General features: G+C 58.1%; 10 protein-coding genes and 3 pseudogenes. 3 read left to right on the forward strand and 10 right to left on the reverse strand.

From position 1 onward, the window contains the following. Positions 1 to 2: 2 nt before the first annotated feature. The 4 genes from ACSYS9_RS00690 to ACSYS9_RS00705 all read right to left on the reverse strand — a co-directional run bounded on the left by ACSYS9_RS00690 (position 3) and on the right by ACSYS9_RS00705 (position 5,353). Positions 3 to 275, reverse strand: a complete 273-nt coding sequence (locus ACSYS9_RS00690; RefSeq protein WP_012509703.1) for a hypothetical protein — start codon at positions 273 to 275, stop codon at positions 3 to 5. A gap of 212 nt (positions 276 to 487) precedes the next feature. Continuing rightward, positions 488 to 1,438, reverse strand: coding sequence for a DUF2268 domain-containing putative Zn-dependent protease (locus ACSYS9_RS00695; protein WP_071228803.1), 951 nt, complete (start codon positions 1,436 to 1,438; stop codon positions 488 to 490). A 283-nt stretch (positions 1,439 to 1,721) separates the two neighbouring features. After that, a complete protein-coding gene (locus ACSYS9_RS00700; RefSeq protein WP_049462215.1) occupies positions 1,722 to 3,521 on the reverse strand; it encodes a UvrD-helicase domain-containing protein in 1,800 nt (599 codons plus the stop codon). After that, positions 3,518 to 5,353 carry an ATP-dependent nuclease gene (locus ACSYS9_RS00705; RefSeq protein WP_049462214.1) on the reverse strand — a complete coding sequence of 612 codons (1,836 nt, stop codon included), beginning with the start codon at positions 5,351 to 5,353 and terminating at the stop codon, positions 3,518 to 3,520. The genes ACSYS9_RS00700 and ACSYS9_RS00705 overlap by 4 nt, the downstream gene beginning before the upstream one ends. Positions 5,354 to 5,925: 572 nt before the next feature. Here ACSYS9_RS00705 and ACSYS9_RS00710 point away from each other — a divergent pair. Then, positions 5,926 to 6,530 (forward strand): annotated as a pseudogene (locus tag ACSYS9_RS00710) (IS3 family transposase); the annotation flags it as partial. Positions 6,531 to 6,592: 62 nt separating this feature from the next. Here the strand turns inward: ACSYS9_RS00710 and ACSYS9_RS00715 are convergent. From ACSYS9_RS00715 to ACSYS9_RS00730, 4 genes are all read right to left on the reverse strand, one after another. Further along, the gene (locus tag ACSYS9_RS00715; RefSeq protein WP_080356541.1) at positions 6,593 to 7,894 is read right to left on the reverse strand and encodes a TniQ family protein; all 1,302 of its coding nucleotides are present in this window, start codon (positions 7,892 to 7,894) and stop codon (positions 6,593 to 6,595) included. Between the two features lie 7 nt (positions 7,895 to 7,901). Beyond that, the gene (locus ACSYS9_RS00720) at positions 7,902 to 8,924 is read right to left on the reverse strand and encodes a transposition helper protein (RefSeq protein WP_223224734.1); all 1,023 of its coding nucleotides are present in this window, start codon (positions 8,922 to 8,924) and stop codon (positions 7,902 to 7,904) included. A gap of 55 nt (positions 8,925 to 8,979) precedes the next feature. Further along, positions 8,980 to 11,373 carry a transposase gene (locus ACSYS9_RS00725; protein ID WP_239684304.1) on the reverse strand — a complete coding sequence of 798 codons (2,394 nt, stop codon included), beginning with the start codon at positions 11,371 to 11,373 and terminating at the stop codon, positions 8,980 to 8,982. A gap of 210 nt (positions 11,374 to 11,583) precedes the next feature. Beyond that, positions 11,584 to 11,892, reverse strand: coding sequence for a hypothetical protein (locus ACSYS9_RS00730; protein ID WP_049462213.1), 309 nt, complete (start codon positions 11,890 to 11,892; stop codon positions 11,584 to 11,586). Between the two features lie 264 nt (positions 11,893 to 12,156). On the opposite strand from ACSYS9_RS00730, the gene ACSYS9_RS00735 reads away from it, so the two are divergent. Next, positions 12,157 to 12,552, forward strand: a complete 396-nt coding sequence (locus tag ACSYS9_RS00735) for a hypothetical protein (RefSeq protein ID WP_080356540.1) — start codon at positions 12,157 to 12,159, stop codon at positions 12,550 to 12,552. Positions 12,553 to 13,479: 927 nt separating this feature from the next. Then, entirely contained in the window at positions 13,480 to 14,247 is a 768-nt protein-coding gene (locus ACSYS9_RS00740; protein ID WP_134950774.1) for a histidine phosphatase family protein, read from the forward strand. Positions 14,248 to 15,264: 1,017 nt separating this feature from the next. Here ACSYS9_RS00740 and ACSYS9_RS00745 read toward each other — a convergent pair. Together ACSYS9_RS00745 and ACSYS9_RS00750 are read right to left on the reverse strand one after the other, a co-directional pair. Next, a pseudogene (locus ACSYS9_RS00745) lies at positions 15,265 to 15,372 on the reverse strand (P-type conjugative transfer ATPase TrbB); the annotation flags it as partial. Between the two features lie 50 nt (positions 15,373 to 15,422). Beyond that, positions 15,423 to 15,812 (reverse strand): annotated as a pseudogene (locus ACSYS9_RS00750) (CopG family transcriptional regulator); the annotation flags it as partial. Positions 15,813 to 15,833 lie beyond the last annotated feature (21 nt).

The raw sequence follows: 15,833 nt of genomic DNA on the forward strand, positions 1-15,833 counted from the left end.
GATCAGCCGCGCGGCTTGCGGCCCGCTGGTGCCCTTTCAAGCTGCTGCACGCGACCTTCGATCTGGTCCAGACGCTGGTTGGCCTGCTGCGCCGACTGGTTGGCGGACTCGGCACTCTGGGCGGCGCCCTGCACCTTTACATCGAGCTGATCGAGACGCGAGTTGATCGTTGCAAACTCGTTCTTGTAAGAGGCGCAAGCGCCAAGGCTCACGGTGGCGATGAGCGCCACGCTGAGTGCACGGGCCATCTTCATGTGTTGCGAGGTCAGTTTCATTCCACTCCCTCCTTCGTCTGGGGAAGCTGGAATATAGCGGCGTTTGTTCCCGGCGCTACCAAGCGCTTTCAGCTGGAATTTGAGTACGTGGATGGGCTGTGAAGGCCTGTAAATCAACGAACCTTAACAAGCGGGATCAAGCGGGCTGATCTGCACCGGCGTATCGCCTTGTGCCTGTTCAATATCACCCATTCACCTGCATGAAGCCGGCATCACGGCATGTGCGTCTGTGTGCTTTCGCCTGCTCCGCACGCAGGCTGCCATCCACTTGCTTTCAGCAGCGCTGCAGCGTTTCCAGGCTGGACATCCAGCAGTTCGGCGATGGCGTTGGGCGTGTCGGGCCCGCGCGCAACATAGTCGTGGGCAATGCGGTAGCCGATCCAGTAGCCGAGATCTCCGCGGCGCGTATCGTCGCCGGGGCCGTTGTACAGCCACCTCGAAAGATCGGTACCCATGCTGTCCTGCAGGAACGCGCGCTCCAGCGCACACTCGCGACCCTGCGCCCAACGCTGCAGATGCGCGTTGGCCGGTTGCCCGGAGATCCGTTCGGCCACGTATTCGGCGCCGCCTTCCAGCAGCGTCTGATAGAGCAGGGTGGGCTGCTCGACATCAACGCGTGCGCCGGGCTGTTGCACGTGCACGTACTCATGGGCGATCAGGTGCACGAAGCGGTCGCTTGCATCGGCCTGCATCCAGTCCGCATTGCACAGCGCTTCCAGTCCAATGACCACACCTGCTTCGGTGGTAACGCCACCACTGTTGCCGCGGCCCACCAGTACGGTGACCGGAGGAAAGCGCGCAGATGGCAACAGGGCGCCGAGCTGATCGACGGCAGCGGCGACGCGCGTGCGGATCGATGGCAATGCGGCCGCGCAGGTTCTCGCTTTCGCAAACAATGCCGGCTTGTCCTGGATGGCCCTGGCCAGCCGCTCCATCGAGCCGATACGGCTGTCGGTGAAGCTGCGCAGGGCATCCGTACCCGCATCCAGATAGCCGTGCTGCAGATCATCGGCGCTTGGGCGCCCATGGTTGGCGTCCAGCACCTTGAAGAAGCGCGTGACATCGTCTGTCTGTACGACGATGTGCCCGGCAGGACCGACACGCTCAGCCGCCTGTGCCTGCAGCAGCGCGATCGGCGAGGCGATCAGGATCAGTGCCCGCATCAAGCATCGAACGTGATGCGCGTAAGAAGCCGACAGTAGACGGGCAACCAAAGGTTTGTCGCCATCCGCAACCATAGGTTGAGCAAATTTCCTGCATCCATTGGCGCAACTATGGTTGCCAAGCACTCATAGTCTCCCCGCTGACCGGCAGGAACCCAGTTCCATCAAGGGAAACGTATTCAAGTCCGATCTAGCGAAAACCTATGCTTGCTCCCATTCAGCTTCATCTCCTGCGCTGACGTTGATTCCAGTGCCGCGTTGGGTTGCTATCCAATGCGCCCATTCAGGGGGAACCGTTGCCCTGTCCGGCCGTTGGGGCTGCAGCCGTAGCGGTTGCGTCCTTGAAGCCCTTTGCATGGAGATCGGCACGAAGGCTCTTCAAAGCTGTTACAGGGACAGCCAACCACAGCAGATCCCTTGCCCGGGTCACAGCCACGTACCCGATTCGCCCGTCCTCGGTGGAACCTCCGCCTAGCAGTGCAGATACATGCGGTTTCGTTGCCATGTAGAGGACGGCATCCAGGCTTTCGCCCTTGACCTGATGCACGGTACTGATTCTGACCCGCAAGGGCTGATCGGCACCTAGGTCAGGCGGGCTCATTAGCGGTGAGCCGGGCAAACTCCTCTTCGAGAGCCGAGCACCGAGCGTGGACGATGTATGGTTGAGACCGTGGGCTGTGCTCAGATTGGTCATCAGGACCCTTACACGTTGCAACATTGCCGGCTGCCAATCGCTAATAGCGGGCAGCGCCGCGCTGGGCAGGCCCGAGACCGGATCTCGCGTAAAAGCCCAGATGACACGACGAAGTGCTCGTTCCTCTGGGTACCTGACAGGCTGAGTCAGGCGAGCAACGATGCCCTTGGGCGCGTTGTCGATCAAACCCATGATGGCAGTTGCCACGAGTCTGAATGCTGTTGAGTAGTCGGAGTGGATATCGCGCGCCATCGCTGCCTGGGCAAGGATCTTGGTCGTTCCCACGCCAGGCGCACCCCCATGCCCAGCCAGCTCGTTGGCCCACTTGCGTGCGCGGCAGAGCACGGCGGAGCGTGCTGGGTCCAACCCAGCGGAGACCAGTGTTGCCTGGAAGGCCGCCACGACCTTTTTCGTATCGGCAGTCGTGTACGGAACGAAGTAGGCCCCGTGGAGCGTAGGTGGCGCTGTCCTATCCGGATCGTCCGTGCGCGCCGAGATTGCGTTGGCGAGATCGAGTACGGCCGGTACGGACCGATAGTTCCTCGTCAGGGCGGCCGCAGAAACACCGGGTTTGCTGTGGTAGCTGGACAGGAACGAGCCGGTCGCGCCCATGAACTCGTAGATGCCTTGATTGGGATCCCCAATAAGGGAAATCTGAGAGCCTGCTTGGCTGAGCCTCTCAATGATCACCTGGTGCAGGATGCCGATATCCTGGGCTTCATCAATGAGGATATGGGGATAGCGACGCGCAAGGACTCGGAGGATCTCGGGTTGTTCGCGGAGGGTAAGGTCGACCCAGTAGCGGGCCAGCTCATGGGTGTAAGCCCCCAGTTTTCCCAAGGCTGCGGCAACCTTTGGGCCATTGTTGATCCTCGCCAGCATGCCGGAGTTCTGATAGAAAAAGCCCGTTTCAGCCCCAGAAGGGCCTATGACAACGCGATGGATATGCCCTTGGGGCACTGGGTAGTTATCGGTTCTCGGCGATTCCACCCAGAAGCGATAGTCCTTTCCTAAAAGGAATGACTCGCTCCCTGATAGCAAGAACGGGGTCGTGGTACACCCCATCGTCCGATGGGCGTGGGGTCGCAGAATATTTGTCGTAATGAACCCGTCCAATGTGTCGATCTCGACACGCTGGTGGGACGGGATCTTGAGCGATCCCATTGCGAGTGCCTGGTACTCGCGCCTGAAGGTCTCCACGGCGATGTTCGAGAAGGACAGGAGCGCAACCCGGCCCCGGTGATCACCGAGGCATTGACGTATGTGGGCCAGCCTGCGTACAGCCGTGAAGGTCTTCCCACTTCCCGCGCAAGCGATGACCGACATCGGATGCAATGGTGCCGTGATGATCTCACGCTGTTCAGCTGAAGGAGTAGTATCCGTGCTCATTCGTCTTCAGCCTTCTTCGGGCCAAGCTGACAAGCGTGTTCGACTGCAGACTGGATGTACTCCGGAACAGTGAATTCTTCCTTTTTCGCCTTGGCGATCAGGTACGCCAAAGCTTGTGCAAAGCGCCCCTTCTGGACGTTTCCGTTCTTCCGCTCGAACATTCCGCTGAACAGTACGCGAGCCTTCTCTGCATCTCCCGTAGCGGCGTCTACCTTCTTCTCCAGGTTCGCAGAGATCTTCGGGTGTAGCTCCTTAAGCGCCGCAAGCATGATCTTGCGATTGCTGGCGTACAAGGCCAAGTCATACTCAAGCGTCTTTAGCCCATGGAAGATCTTGAGATATGAATCCTCGAACTTGAGCATACTCAAGGTATTGGCGGACACCTGCACCTTGTCGCCGATCGAAGGGTAGACAGGAGCCGCCTTCTTCTTTCCACTAGAGGTCCCATCTTCCGGCGCATGGTCGTCCGCTTCTGCGCTGCCATCGCCCTCTTCCTCTTCATCCTCTTCACTCGGACCTGTTGGGTCTGCATCCGTAAGCACGGAAACAGGAATCTTCAGCGCCTTCTCGCCGAACAGTGGAATGAATGAGTCGAAGTTGAGGCCTTCAACGCTGATGAGGCTTACCCCATGCTTACGTAGATCGCGACCGCACTTCTCGGCGAGCACACTGACAAGGACCAATTCCGCAGCGCCCTCGACCAGGATTGCGCGGCGTGCAAAGAAGAGCTCAGCCCGAGTGACGTCCAAATAGCGCTCAAGCTTCTCACGCTTTCCGACAGAAAACTTGATGTCTCGGGGAAAAAAAGTCTCCACCCTGATTCCGGTGTCGACAAGACAGGTGAGACTGTCGAGGTTGGCGATGCTGGCAAAGTTGGGTGAGTGGCTGGTAACGAACAGCTGGACAGGCTTCTCTTTGTCCACTGCCTTGATGGTCTCAAAGTATCCCAGGAGCACAGCCTGCAATTGGGGATGCAGATGTGCCTCGGGCTCCTCAATGATCAGGCCTCGATAGCTGGCTTGCGGGTTCTTGGTCAGCTCGCTGAGAACGACCGCCATGAAGATCAGATTGTTGAATCCGAGCCCGTTTTGCTCAAGCTCGAACAGATCAACGGTAAGGGAGAGACGCGAAGCCAGGCGTTGGAAATCGCTGACGCTAACCCCCAGCTCGAGCAGCTGGGACAGCTGTGGCCCCAACATCTCGGAATGGCGAGTGGTTATCGCCTTATGGGTGCTCACAATCGGCGCTTTCGTCTTGAGCTCATCATCCAGCAGCTTCAGTGCCTTATTGATCTCGATCTTGCCATCGTCATCAACGAGCAGCTGAAACAGTCGGGACAGCTGGCTTGTGCGGCCGGGTCTAAGAGCCTGAGAAGCATCGCGCAGGGGCTGTAGATAGACGCCACGAAGGTTCTCCATCATGTCCGTTGTCAAGCCGACATCATCATGGTCTCCGCACCAGCGCTTCGCTCTAAGTCGCCCCGTCTTATCCGCCTCGGAGAAGCTGATGGTGATATGCGCCTCCATCTGCCCGTCCTTGGCAGGTTTCAGGGCAGTCATGAAGTCAGCTTCATCATCGGGGCTCAACCCTCGGAAGATGTACTTGAACACGATGTTGCCGCTAGGCGATCCTGTCTTCGGCCGATGAATATCGTCCGAGTCCAACCGCGGGTACGGTTCATCGTGCCCGGCAAGGAGAGACCTCAACGCATCGACAATGGCGGTCTTGCCCGCGTTATTCGCACCAACCAGAACGTTCAGTCCACTTTGGAAGTGCAGTACTGCGTTGTTGATCTTGCGGAAGTTCGAGATAGACAGCTCTGCCAAGTACACCCTGATGTCTCCTTGTGCTCATGGCGGCGTAGCCGCCTCCTGTCCCTAGCTGCAGCACGACGATGGCCGGCTGACAGCCCCTATCTACCTGGGCAGATTCTAATCAAATCAGGGGAATTGGACGTTCCGGCAACACTCGTACGCGCATCGCCTTTTGGTTCCCCGGCCCCTCAGGCAAGTAAGGGGCGACGTCGGATCCGTCCCCCAAGCGAAGGCAGGGGGGTACGTCTGGTAGCAGTGCCTTTCAGCGCACCGACGCGCGATGAAGTGGCAGGCCCTATTCGGTCAATGCAGTGATGGCGCTTGTACATGGTGGCGGAGTTTGATTGGCGACGGCCCTCATGAAGGACAACAGTTTGTTATTGCAATTCGTAACACTGATGTCCCCGGATCGCCAATTCTTTCGGGAACGGCCTGGCGTAGCCTTCTCTTCCAGCGGTGCTGCCCATCGGCTGCCCTGAGTCAATCAACTTCTCATATCTGGAAACTGGGCTGTGGCCACCAATCGAATTTGCAGTGTTCTCGGAATTTCAAAGCCTGTCATTCAGGCCACGCTCTCATGACTGACGGATGCGCGCCTGATGGCCGCCGACGGCCTGCAGGGCTGGCCCCAGCGCAAGCGTCGCGGGCGGTGCGCAACTCCGGCCATGACAGCGCCGGGCGTGGTCAAACTGCTTGAACGCGATTTTCTCGCGCTGGAGCCGGAAACCGAGTGGGTGACAGATATTACCGAGATCAAGACCCGACAGGGCAAGCTGCATCTGTACGACCAGCGCATCGTGGGCTGGTCAATACACGATCGACAGGATCGCCAGATGGTGACCCGGGCTGTGCAGATGGCGGTGTGGCAGCGTCAAGGAAGCGATGAGGTAATCCTGCATTCGGGTTGAGGCAGCCAGTTCCGCAGCCCGACTACCAAGGGCATCTAGCGGCTAACGGGCTGATCTGCTCGATGAGCGCTGTGGGTCATTGTGGCGACAACGCGGCCTGCGAAGCCCTCTTTGGGCCACTCAAGCGTGAGCGGATCTATCGAACGAACTGCGCCACAAAGTATGCAGCACGAGCGGATGCGTTTGACTACATAGAGCGACGCCATAACCCAAGGATGCGACGAAGGGTCGCCAGGCAGGACCAGAAGGTTGCAGCTCTTTTAGAACCGTCCGTGATATCGGGGTAGAACCCCGCGGTTGAACAACCCGCTCGGCTGCGCAGGGAAGTGATGTCTTCTTCTGGCCTTCTTCAGCGGCACGGGAAGGGATCACCGGAAGCTCGGAAGGCCGGAGAGCGCATGGCCTTTGTAATAACAACTGCGGTCCGGGCGCACTCTCTAGCGATCTCTGCCGAAATGGCGAATCTCTTCAGAACTTCACTTGCTACGCCCCGCTCGCGCATGCCGCTCTTAAGCAGGGTCATGGACAGGGCCATAATTCTGCTCGCCATGTTCCGACCCGCAAGAAGGTCCTGGCCAGGTTGCCTCTGAAGATCTAGGTAGACGCTGAATGACGGCGCACGGTGGATAGAACTTTTTCGTTTAGAAACCAACAATAAGCTAAGGAACTGCTGGCTAGGGAAGACACGCGTATTGGCCTTGCAGAGCGCGTGGAGCACGACTTCGAATTTCCTCGCCTGAGCCCCCCAGTCCTCTAGATCAAAGGCGATCTCACCGTCCACCTCATGGCTTGGAAACAATGAAGTCGATGAGGCCGGAACTGGTTCGGTCAAAATTCCGATAATGTCAACAGATTTGATGGCGGATAGGTTGAGTAGCGTTCTGAAAGTGGTAGTAGTTCGTCTGAAGCGAATTGCATCCCTCCAGAACCTGTTATGAACGATCTTCAGCCTATCCAATGTCCCATCTTGAAGGAGCCCATCAAAGAAACGTTGATAGTTCTCCGCAGGAATAACCACATCAGGGTTGGTTGCGGTCCAGCGTACGACGTCCTCGATCGAGGCGTTGGCCCAGGACTGAAGTGCGCTCGGCCTCTCGTGCGTGGTTGCGCGCGCTAGGCTGCAACCGCAATAGGCGCACGAGGCCGCGTTGCCCCTTCGCAACTGTTGACTGTTGCCGCATTCTTGGCAGCGATCAATGATTCTGACTGAGTGCAAGGAGCAATGCGAGTAGTGAAGGAAGTTCCAGATGAGCCTCTCACTTAGACCGTTACTCTCGCCAGCCTCCAGCAGGCACTCAGGACACCAGCGGCGATTGATGCCAGCAAGGCCGCCATCCCGCATCTGCAGGACATTAATGAAAGGCGAGAGCGTGCAGCCGACCAGGCGTTGGTTAGTCAGCTGCTCTAGCGCGCGCGCGCGGTTAAGGCTCACCTGCCCTGGTCCCACGAAGCTATTTCGCTCACTCAGTCCATTTCTTGGCTGACCCGCAACTTTGTCAAGCACTCCTGCGAGGTGTGTCTTTGTAAACCCGGTCGTTTCGCACATCCTCTGGAAGTACCCTCCAAGTGACTCAGTCTGGGCGGTGGCTCCGTCGATCGGTGCAATTGGCGGCAGTGCTGTCCACCGATACCGCATGTGTGCCGTAGTCATTTTCGCTCTACTCCCCCGTACCCATGCGCTTCAGGAAGTCAGCAATTCTCTTCTCACCATTCAAGGGCCTCTGATCCGCAAGCTTGTTGAAGGCCAGCACGCTGCTCCACACGGTTCCAAGCTCCTTCTCGCTTGAGGAGCTGGCGTGCAAGTGCGCTTCAGTGATGCTGTTCGCTCCCTCATTCTTTCGGCGGAGCTCAGCCCTATGGACGACGTCGATAGTGGGGCCGAACACGCCAGCACCATTGGCGTACATCAAATCAGTATTCTTAACGAGGAGCTTGGGATCGGACAGGTTGAAGCTCTGCCCGATACCCTTCAGCACTGCAACGAAATCCCGCTCGTCTTGGGAATTCTTCAGGTTATACGGCCGGATGTAGACGAACCGGGATCGATTCCAGACGTCGGGGTGTCCCGCCCACAAACTCTCCGCAGTGTGGGTAGCCAGCATCACTATGACGCAGCCGATTTCTTCAATCAGTCGCACAAGGTTCGACATGTACCCATAGCTGGTTTGATGAAGATGCACCATCGTCAAGGTTGCCGCTTCTTCCAGGAAGATGTACTTAAGTTGACGTTGTTTCGCCACAGATTCGAAGCTGTGCTGCAATCTCGGCTGCGACTGCGTTGCCCTCACTCTCTTCCACAGCTGATTGTTTACCTCTGCCTCCGCCTGGACATGGTGCGCATCAGTACTGACCGATCGGTCCTTGTTCTCCAGCCAGCCGAAGTCTGGTTCCACCACAGCGTGATGGAGGCGCAGCGTGAGATCCTTGGAGTTGAACTTTCCCCGATCATTGGCCATTGCACGCACCGATATCAAAGGAAGCGTGCCAGCTGGCCAGAGGCTCTGCTTCCCGGCAAGGACGGGAAGAATAGCTTGTCTGATCTCACTCTTGCCCGAGCCAGAAGGAGCCAATGCCCAGACGAACGTACCTGGGCGCGCACCTTGGATGGCATTCAAGAGTTCGGAGTAAGCCGTCCTCATGCGGCTATGATTCACAAAAGGAATTCCAGAGTTGCTGTCCACTATCGGTTCCTGTGAATTTGAATGACTGGCGCGGGCTTGCCCCCAATTGCACAAGCTACGGCGACTCAATATCGTCAAAGTCATCCATCGCTCGCTTCTTGATTCCGCGCAGAGCGATCTCGTCAAGAGCGTCATTTGATTGAGAAGGGAGGCTACTGGAGTCCGCCTCCCCCGGCTTGGGTTGAGCCGCGGTGTTGGGCTTCGCGTTCGCGGCTGCCGTACGCATCGCCTGAGCGTGCCTCGCGCTCTGCTTTGCTTCGCGGAGCGATGGCGCGTAGAGCTGGTCATACATACCTCTGAATGACCGCTCAATCAGGGTGGAATTAGCTAGAGGCCCGATCAAGTTGCAGAACGCCTTGAACAGTCCACGATTCGTCCTAACCCAGATGAAGCTCGGGTCCTCCGGGTCTGTTCGAAGCTGCTCAACATCGAATGACGCGTCGAGCTCCCTCAGTTCATTGGAGTGAAAGTACCGACCATTCACCTCGAACCCTCGTCCGGGTACATACTTGTTATTGCTGTGCGGGATCGCGGTTCTGAAGAGGAATTCTTCGTCAACCAATGCGTGCAGGCCGGCACTAGGAAAGAGAAGATCTGCGTGGGCTGCCCGTTCGGCCGGACTTGCGAAGCCTTGTACAGGGACGCTCGGGAAGTGCTCATAAAGCGTTTCCCTGGCAACCGTATGAACGGTTTCAAAGCGGTGCTTGGCAGTTTTGTAGCTCTTGAACTTCCCATCCACGCCTCGGCCCGCCTTGTCGGGATCGGTGCTACCGACAAGCTCATGGCTGACCTGGGAATTGAACCTTCCAAAGTAGCGTTCTACGTCCGAGTTGAACCTCGAACCTGCCGTTGGGCAGATATGGATTGAGAACTGATATCGCAAAGCCAGAGCAATGAGAAAGTGTGACTGATTCTCCGTTCCTCGATCGACAAAGATGCTGTTGAACAGTCGTCCATGTCTGCGGACGTAGTCACGTATCAGGATGGCCAAACCATCGCGCCGTGCTGGCCCGAAGACAATGGAATGCGCCATCGGCAGATCAGTCGCCTCATCTGTCCCTAGATAAATCAGAGGGGACTCTGCGCTTGCTTCCATTCCATCGTCGCTCACCACCCTCACGTCGACTTTGGTACTGTCCACGTGCAGGACTGCATGTTTAGCTAAGGCTGTACCCGACCGGTCGCGCGCGTCCGAGCGCGGCCTTTGCTTTTGGTAGCCACGCATTCCCTGCGTTGCAAGGACCTTACGCAGCTCCAGGCGCGGATCAGCGAGCCTGCGTTCGAAGGCCTGGCGGCTCTGTGGCGACTCGCCGTCAGATTCACAGGCCTCCTTGAGCGCAGCGTATGCGTCCTTCTTCTGTGAATACTTGCCTGCGGCGTATGCGCGAATTGCCTCAGCCGTCCGCTTCTCCTGAACGGGGGTAAGCCGGCTCATTCGGTTTCCGCTTGCATGAAACCTGGTAAGGCACTGCTCGAGTTCGTTGTCACCTCTGCTTCGCGCCTCGATCACCTTCCGCGCTATCTCACGCAGGTGTTTGGGGACGGCTGTACCCTTCGCATGCGCGGATTGAATCAATGCGAGCCGCTTTTCGGCGTTGGTGGCGTCGACTAGCGTCGCCGTTGCGAACGCAGAGTTCAGTTGATTGCGAGAGTGCCTGGCAACCTCAAAGAAGTTGCTTCCTATCTCAATAGCCTGAGCCTGACTCAAGGTCAAAAAGAAGTTGCTCGTGTCCGTGAGCGGAACATGCTCAACTGGACCGAAGGCCCAGCGGGTTCCAAGCAGAAGCGCCGCTTGGCTCACGTTGAATCCCTCGATAGTCTCGATCATCCAATCGAGGCTCTTGGGGCCGTCGGCGAGATGCGCATGGATGCGTCTGCCCAAGGCTTGAGCCTCGTTGGCGGGTACCATACGCACCTCGTTATAGATGACCTGTAGGTTCCGGAGTGGCGTGTCGACGCGGGAGGGACTGAGCCACAGGACGTGCTCCATGCCGCGCTGCCTTGCCCAAGGGCCATAGGCAAGGTTCTGAAGATTTCCATCGACGTCGACCCATTCACCGGACTTTGCCGCAAGCAAGCTGTCACGAGCGGAGCCGGCCTTGCATTCGACCAGCTCAATGCGACGGGTGCGGACGACCAGAAAATCCAAGGTGCCGCTCCTTACATGATTGCCAAGTCTCACTCCCTTACAGGCAACCTGCGGGAAGTAGCCAAGCACATCCGGATCCAGCTCCAGAGTCAGCGCGAACATATGTTCAACGGTATGACTCTCCAGCGTGATGAGCTGGCCACACTTGACTGAGTTGAAGTGGGTCACAACGTTGTTCAGCGCGCCTTTTCCTGGCTTCCGCGCTGGACTCGAGCTAGCCATCTCAAGGATGTGCTGTCGCTGTTCGACAGTTAGGCCCTCATGCTCCCGCAGACGCTGGGCCAGTTCTTCTTGATTCATGGAACCCTGCCTATCTACTGGGAGGCGGGCAGCCGCCTCCCTCCCGGAATGCCTAGGGGTTGATTCTTATCGGGGTAAGGGGGTAGATTCGGCATAGCGGTTCTCATCGCTGCGCCTTAAACAGACCCCGGCCTGCCAGCCGGGGTTTGTCTTTTCTGCCCCAGAGAGTCTTCTTAGCTCATCTGGAGGACCTCCATGGGCAGATTGGGATCATTGAGCGGTCCGCCGACTGGTTACGGGATCTGCGCCGCGTGATGCATTGAACAACCATTGGGCGAGATCCCTGGATCGGATCATGCGCCCCTTCCTGCCGGGAATGGTCGAGGTTGCTATTCCCAGGCGGTTGTCATACGCCGCGCGCCTGGCCGCGCTGATGCTGTTGTAGCCAAGCAGCATCCACACTTCTGAGAGCCGGACATAGAGCCCGTACTCCTCCGCCACCTGCTCGGCGAGCTGGTCAGGAGTCGTTGCGCGAAGTGCTAGCGTTTGTATCGACAAGGGCACCATGTAGGCGAGCATCACTCACTCTCTTTCATATTGCAAACAGCGAGCACATCTTCTTGCTTGTGGGGCGCAGATTATCTGATCACGTATCAGATCATCTGATATGCATGCTGCTACAGCGGCTGGCATGTCAGATGATTTAGTACGCAATACAGTTTGTGGATTGCGCTAGCATGGGCATGCTGCCGACTGTTGAAAGAGATGTCGGCGCACCTGTAGGCGTGGGGTTGTGCTGCGCCACGATGTGCCTCTAAGGGAGGTTGATTGGAAGATGAGTACATGATGACCATCCCTACAGATGAGCTCAGTCGCGAAGAGCTTTCAGGCTCAGCATTGAGAGCGTTCTTCAACCTCGCTGCGCGATGGCAACTGTCCGGACCTCAGCAGAGAGCTTTGCTTGGAAGCCCACCCGATGCTTTTTATGAGGCATGGGCGCGAGGGGCCTACGAGCATATCGATGCCGAGGTCCTGGTGCGGATTAGCTATCTACTCGGCATTTACAAAGCTCTTCATATCCTTCTGCCTGACCCCATTCAGGCGGATGGCTGGATAAGGCGACCTAACATGGCGCCCATGTTTGCTGGTAACACCGTGCTGGATTTTATTTGTCGCGGAGGCTTGCGCGAACTTCGGGATGTGCGATCTTACTTGGATGGGCAGCACGTCAGCACCTAGGCAAGGGGTGCCATTTACCATGGACGCTGGAATACGGTCGTACTGCTGACTGTTGTTCATGCGCACCTGAAGCGGTCTGACTTTCGTGCAGGTCTGGCTAAAGATCAGAGGGATGTATGAGACCAACCATTCTTGCAATGGACCTAGAAGGAACGCTGATCTCAAATGCGGTCAGCCAGATCCCACGCCCTGGCCTGTTCGCGTTCCTGGAAGCGATGCGGATCAAGTTCAGTCAGCTAGTACTCTTTACGACTGTTCCGGAGTCAAGAGTGCGAGAAATCTGTAGGCTTCTCGTAGCGGAGGGTGTGGCCCCGAGCTGGTTTGGGAAGCTTCACTACGTTTCATGGTACGGACCAACTAAGGACCTGCGATTTGTTACATCTCACGCCGGGGAGGCCCTTCTGCTAGACGATCATGCGCCTTACGTACACCCCGGTCAGGAATGCTGGTGGGTAGAGGTCCCGTTGTTTGGCTCACCCTACGCCAACGATGACACGGGGTTGGATCTGGCGCGGTTAAGAATCGATGAGCGACTAGCTCAGCTCTCGCTTGGGGGAGGGCATTGAAGCAGCTCGGGAAGACTTCAAAGTTGAAAGGTTTCGCTTGGGGTGCAGTCAATTCGAATGCTATGACAGTGTCGCGCTCTCCCCCAATGACATACAGAACTTCCTTCTTGCGCCGCGCATGTGCCCGATGCAGCCGACACTAAACCGGCCTTGAAACGGCGCTAACAATGCGCGATGTGGAGGCTTAGGCAAAGGCATAGCGCTTCGCTGCGAAAGGGAGCGCTTGCAGCGGACATCGGCTTTTCGTCAAGCGGGGATAAGGTGGCTCGGTCGTCGACAAGGTCTCAACCATGTCTCAACCCAGTCGTTTGCAGGACTTTATGCCCGCTACAACGCCCGGACAGATAAGCGGGAGATTGATATGCAGCAGAACAGTGCGATGGAGGGGGTTGCCGCGCGGTGGCCAGAGCGGATCTGGGTGGTACGGCATGGCCAAAGCGCCGGAAACGTTGCGCGAGACCACGCTGAGGCAAATAACATCACCTTAATCGAGTTGGAACACCGCGACGCGGACGTGCCTCTCTCCTCGCTGGGGGAGCGCCAGTCGCAAGCACTGGGTGCTTGGGTACTGGGACTTGCCGAGCACCAACGCCCGCAAATCGTGCTGACTTCTCCATACATGCGTGCAAGGCAGACCGCCCAAGCCGTGGCCGACGCGCTTGGCCCTGGCCACCGTCTAATCATTGATGAGCGCCTGCGTGAGAAGGAGTTCGGCGTTCTGGACCGCTACACCTCCAGTGGCATCGTCGCTACCTTCCCGGAACTGGCCGCGCAGAGACGGCTGGTCGGAAAGTTCTACTTTCGCCCACCGGGCGGAGAAAGCTGGTGTGATGTCATCTTGCGGCTACGCGGCGTTGTCGGGGATCTCCAACGGAACCACGCCGGTGCACGCGTGATGATCGTCGCGCACCAAGTGATTGTGAATTGCATGCGATACCTTCTAGAAGGCATGGACGAGGATGCCATCCTCGACCTTGACCGCGAAGGCGATGTGCCCAACTGCGGGGTCACCGAGTACTACGCTGCTGAAGGTGGGCAGCTTGCCTTGGTGCATGCCAACTTCATTTCGCCTGAACTGGCCGAGGCCCCAACCACCGCTTCGTCGGATCAGCCCGCTGGAGCCAAGTAAGGTACAGCGTCGGGACCCGACCACCTAACCGCCATCTCTCTGCAGACATGCTCGCTACTCGTGCAGAACGTCCGGTTCTGGCCAGAAGCGGGCACTGAGGCAGGTTTCGGCCCGAGCGATGCTAGCCTCCAGTTTCGACTCCAGGGAGACCTCCGCTGAAGGGCTCGCTCCCGCCCTGTTCGTGGTGGGGGTATGCATGTGCTTGATACCCGGACGCAGCGGACATAAGATCGAGCGGTATCAGGGGATAGCCTGCCACAAGGTGCGCTGTGAATAATTCATTTGACCGGACTCTAGGGTCCGGCTACTAGGTAGTCAGGGTCTATGGCAGTAACTAATCCTCTGACAGAATAAGAGCTGGTCGCGCATAGGCGAGGCAAGTGGTCTGTAGCCGGAGTGCCGCATCGCGGCTGGACTTGCGTAGATATTGAGGATCTTGGAGAGCCGCAGATCGATTGCGAGATGTGCGAGTCGCAAACCATCCGCTACGTCCATCACATGGAGCACCCAGATTACCCGAACGTTCTCGAGGTTGGGTGTGTATGTGCCGGCCACATGGAAGGCGACCTGGCGGCCTCGCGAGCCCGTGAAGCCTCTATGAAAAGCAGCGCAGCAAAGCGCAAGCGTTGGACTGCGCGTGCGTGGAAAGTTTCGGCAAAGGGGAATCCGCATATCACTTCGGATGGATTCCGCATTACCGTTTACCCGCGCGGCGGAGAATGGGCCTGTACCTTGGCTGCGCTAGACGACTCAACTGTCCTGCACGCTCGCCGCAACTACAAGTCTCAAGCGGAGGCGAAACTCGCTGCCTTCGACCACATCACTCGTCTTCAATCCAAAGCTGGCGCATAGCAGTTCATTCAAGTTGAATCGCCACAAGGTTTTGTGGACTGTGATTGCTAGCATACGCGTAGGTTCCGGCCGAAAGCAGACGAGCTGGCGCCGACGACGCGATCAGGAATGCTAGGGCCCCTATTCGACCCGAAGCGAACACTGCCATGGATGCGAGGTGGCTACAGACAGGCGATCCACCCAAAGGGTGCGGTCCGGGTTGAGCATGATTTCCACGACGTCGGGGTCTTCGAGCGCGGTGGCGATCAGCGGCCCCATTGCCGTGCGCAGCATCTGGATGCGCCGGTCGAGCGACGTGGCGCTCATGGATTGGGGAACGGCGCTCATGACGCACGCTCCCGTGCTTGAGCGGCTGCCGCTGCGTCCTCCATCCGCATCGGGTCGGGGTGCAGTTCCTCCACCACGTCACGCACCAGGCTGCGCCCGCGCATCAGGTGGCGGCCAAGCTGCTCGGTGAACTGCTCGAATCGCGCCTTGCCCTGCGCGCGGGCCGCGTCTTGGTGCGCTTCGGGAACCGGCGTGCTGACGGTGAGGTAGTAGCGGATGAACAGCGCCAGCGTTTCGATGGCGATGTTCTGATCGCGCTCCATGCGCTCGGCTTGGCGCGACAGCCGATCCAATCGCTTGGCGATGGCTGCCTCGCGCTGGTCGGCCGCGTCCGGCGACAGCCAGGACGCCAAGGCGGCGGCGACGATGCTGGATTTGGACACGCCTTATCTGCTGCGGGTGGTCGT

It is taken from the genome of Stenotrophomonas sp. STK17_22 (assembly GCF_051983905.1).
GTDB lineage: Bacteria > Pseudomonadota > Gammaproteobacteria > Xanthomonadales > Xanthomonadaceae > Stenotrophomonas > Stenotrophomonas maltophilia_A.

What these genes read in the sequence shown, in the direction of transcription:
- ACSYS9_RS00690 (WP_012509703.1), bottom strand. Translation starts at nt 275, where the DNA reads ATGAAACTGACCTCGCAACACATGAAGATGGCCCGTGCACTCAGCGTG.
- ACSYS9_RS00695 (WP_071228803.1), bottom strand. Translation starts at nt 1,438, where the DNA reads ATGCGGGCACTGATCCTGATCGCCTCGCCGATCGCGCTGCTGCAGGCA.
- ACSYS9_RS00700 (WP_049462215.1), bottom strand. Translation starts at nt 3,521, where the DNA reads ATGAGCACGGATACTACTCCTTCAGCTGAACAGCGTGAGATCATCACG.
- ACSYS9_RS00715 (WP_080356541.1), bottom strand. Translation starts at nt 7,894, where the DNA reads ATGACTACGGCACACATGCGGTATCGGTGGACAGCACTGCCGCCAATT.
- ACSYS9_RS00725 (WP_239684304.1), bottom strand. Translation starts at nt 11,373, where the DNA reads ATGAATCAAGAAGAACTGGCCCAGCGTCTGCGGGAGCATGAGGGCCTA.
- ACSYS9_RS00730 (WP_049462213.1), bottom strand. Translation starts at nt 11,892, where the DNA reads ATGCTCGCCTACATGGTGCCCTTGTCGATACAAACGCTAGCACTTCGC.
- ACSYS9_RS00735 (WP_080356540.1), top strand. Translation starts at nt 12,157, where the DNA reads ATGATGACCATCCCTACAGATGAGCTCAGTCGCGAAGAGCTTTCAGGC.
- ACSYS9_RS00740 (WP_134950774.1), top strand. Translation starts at nt 13,480, where the DNA reads ATGCAGCAGAACAGTGCGATGGAGGGGGTTGCCGCGCGGTGGCCAGAG.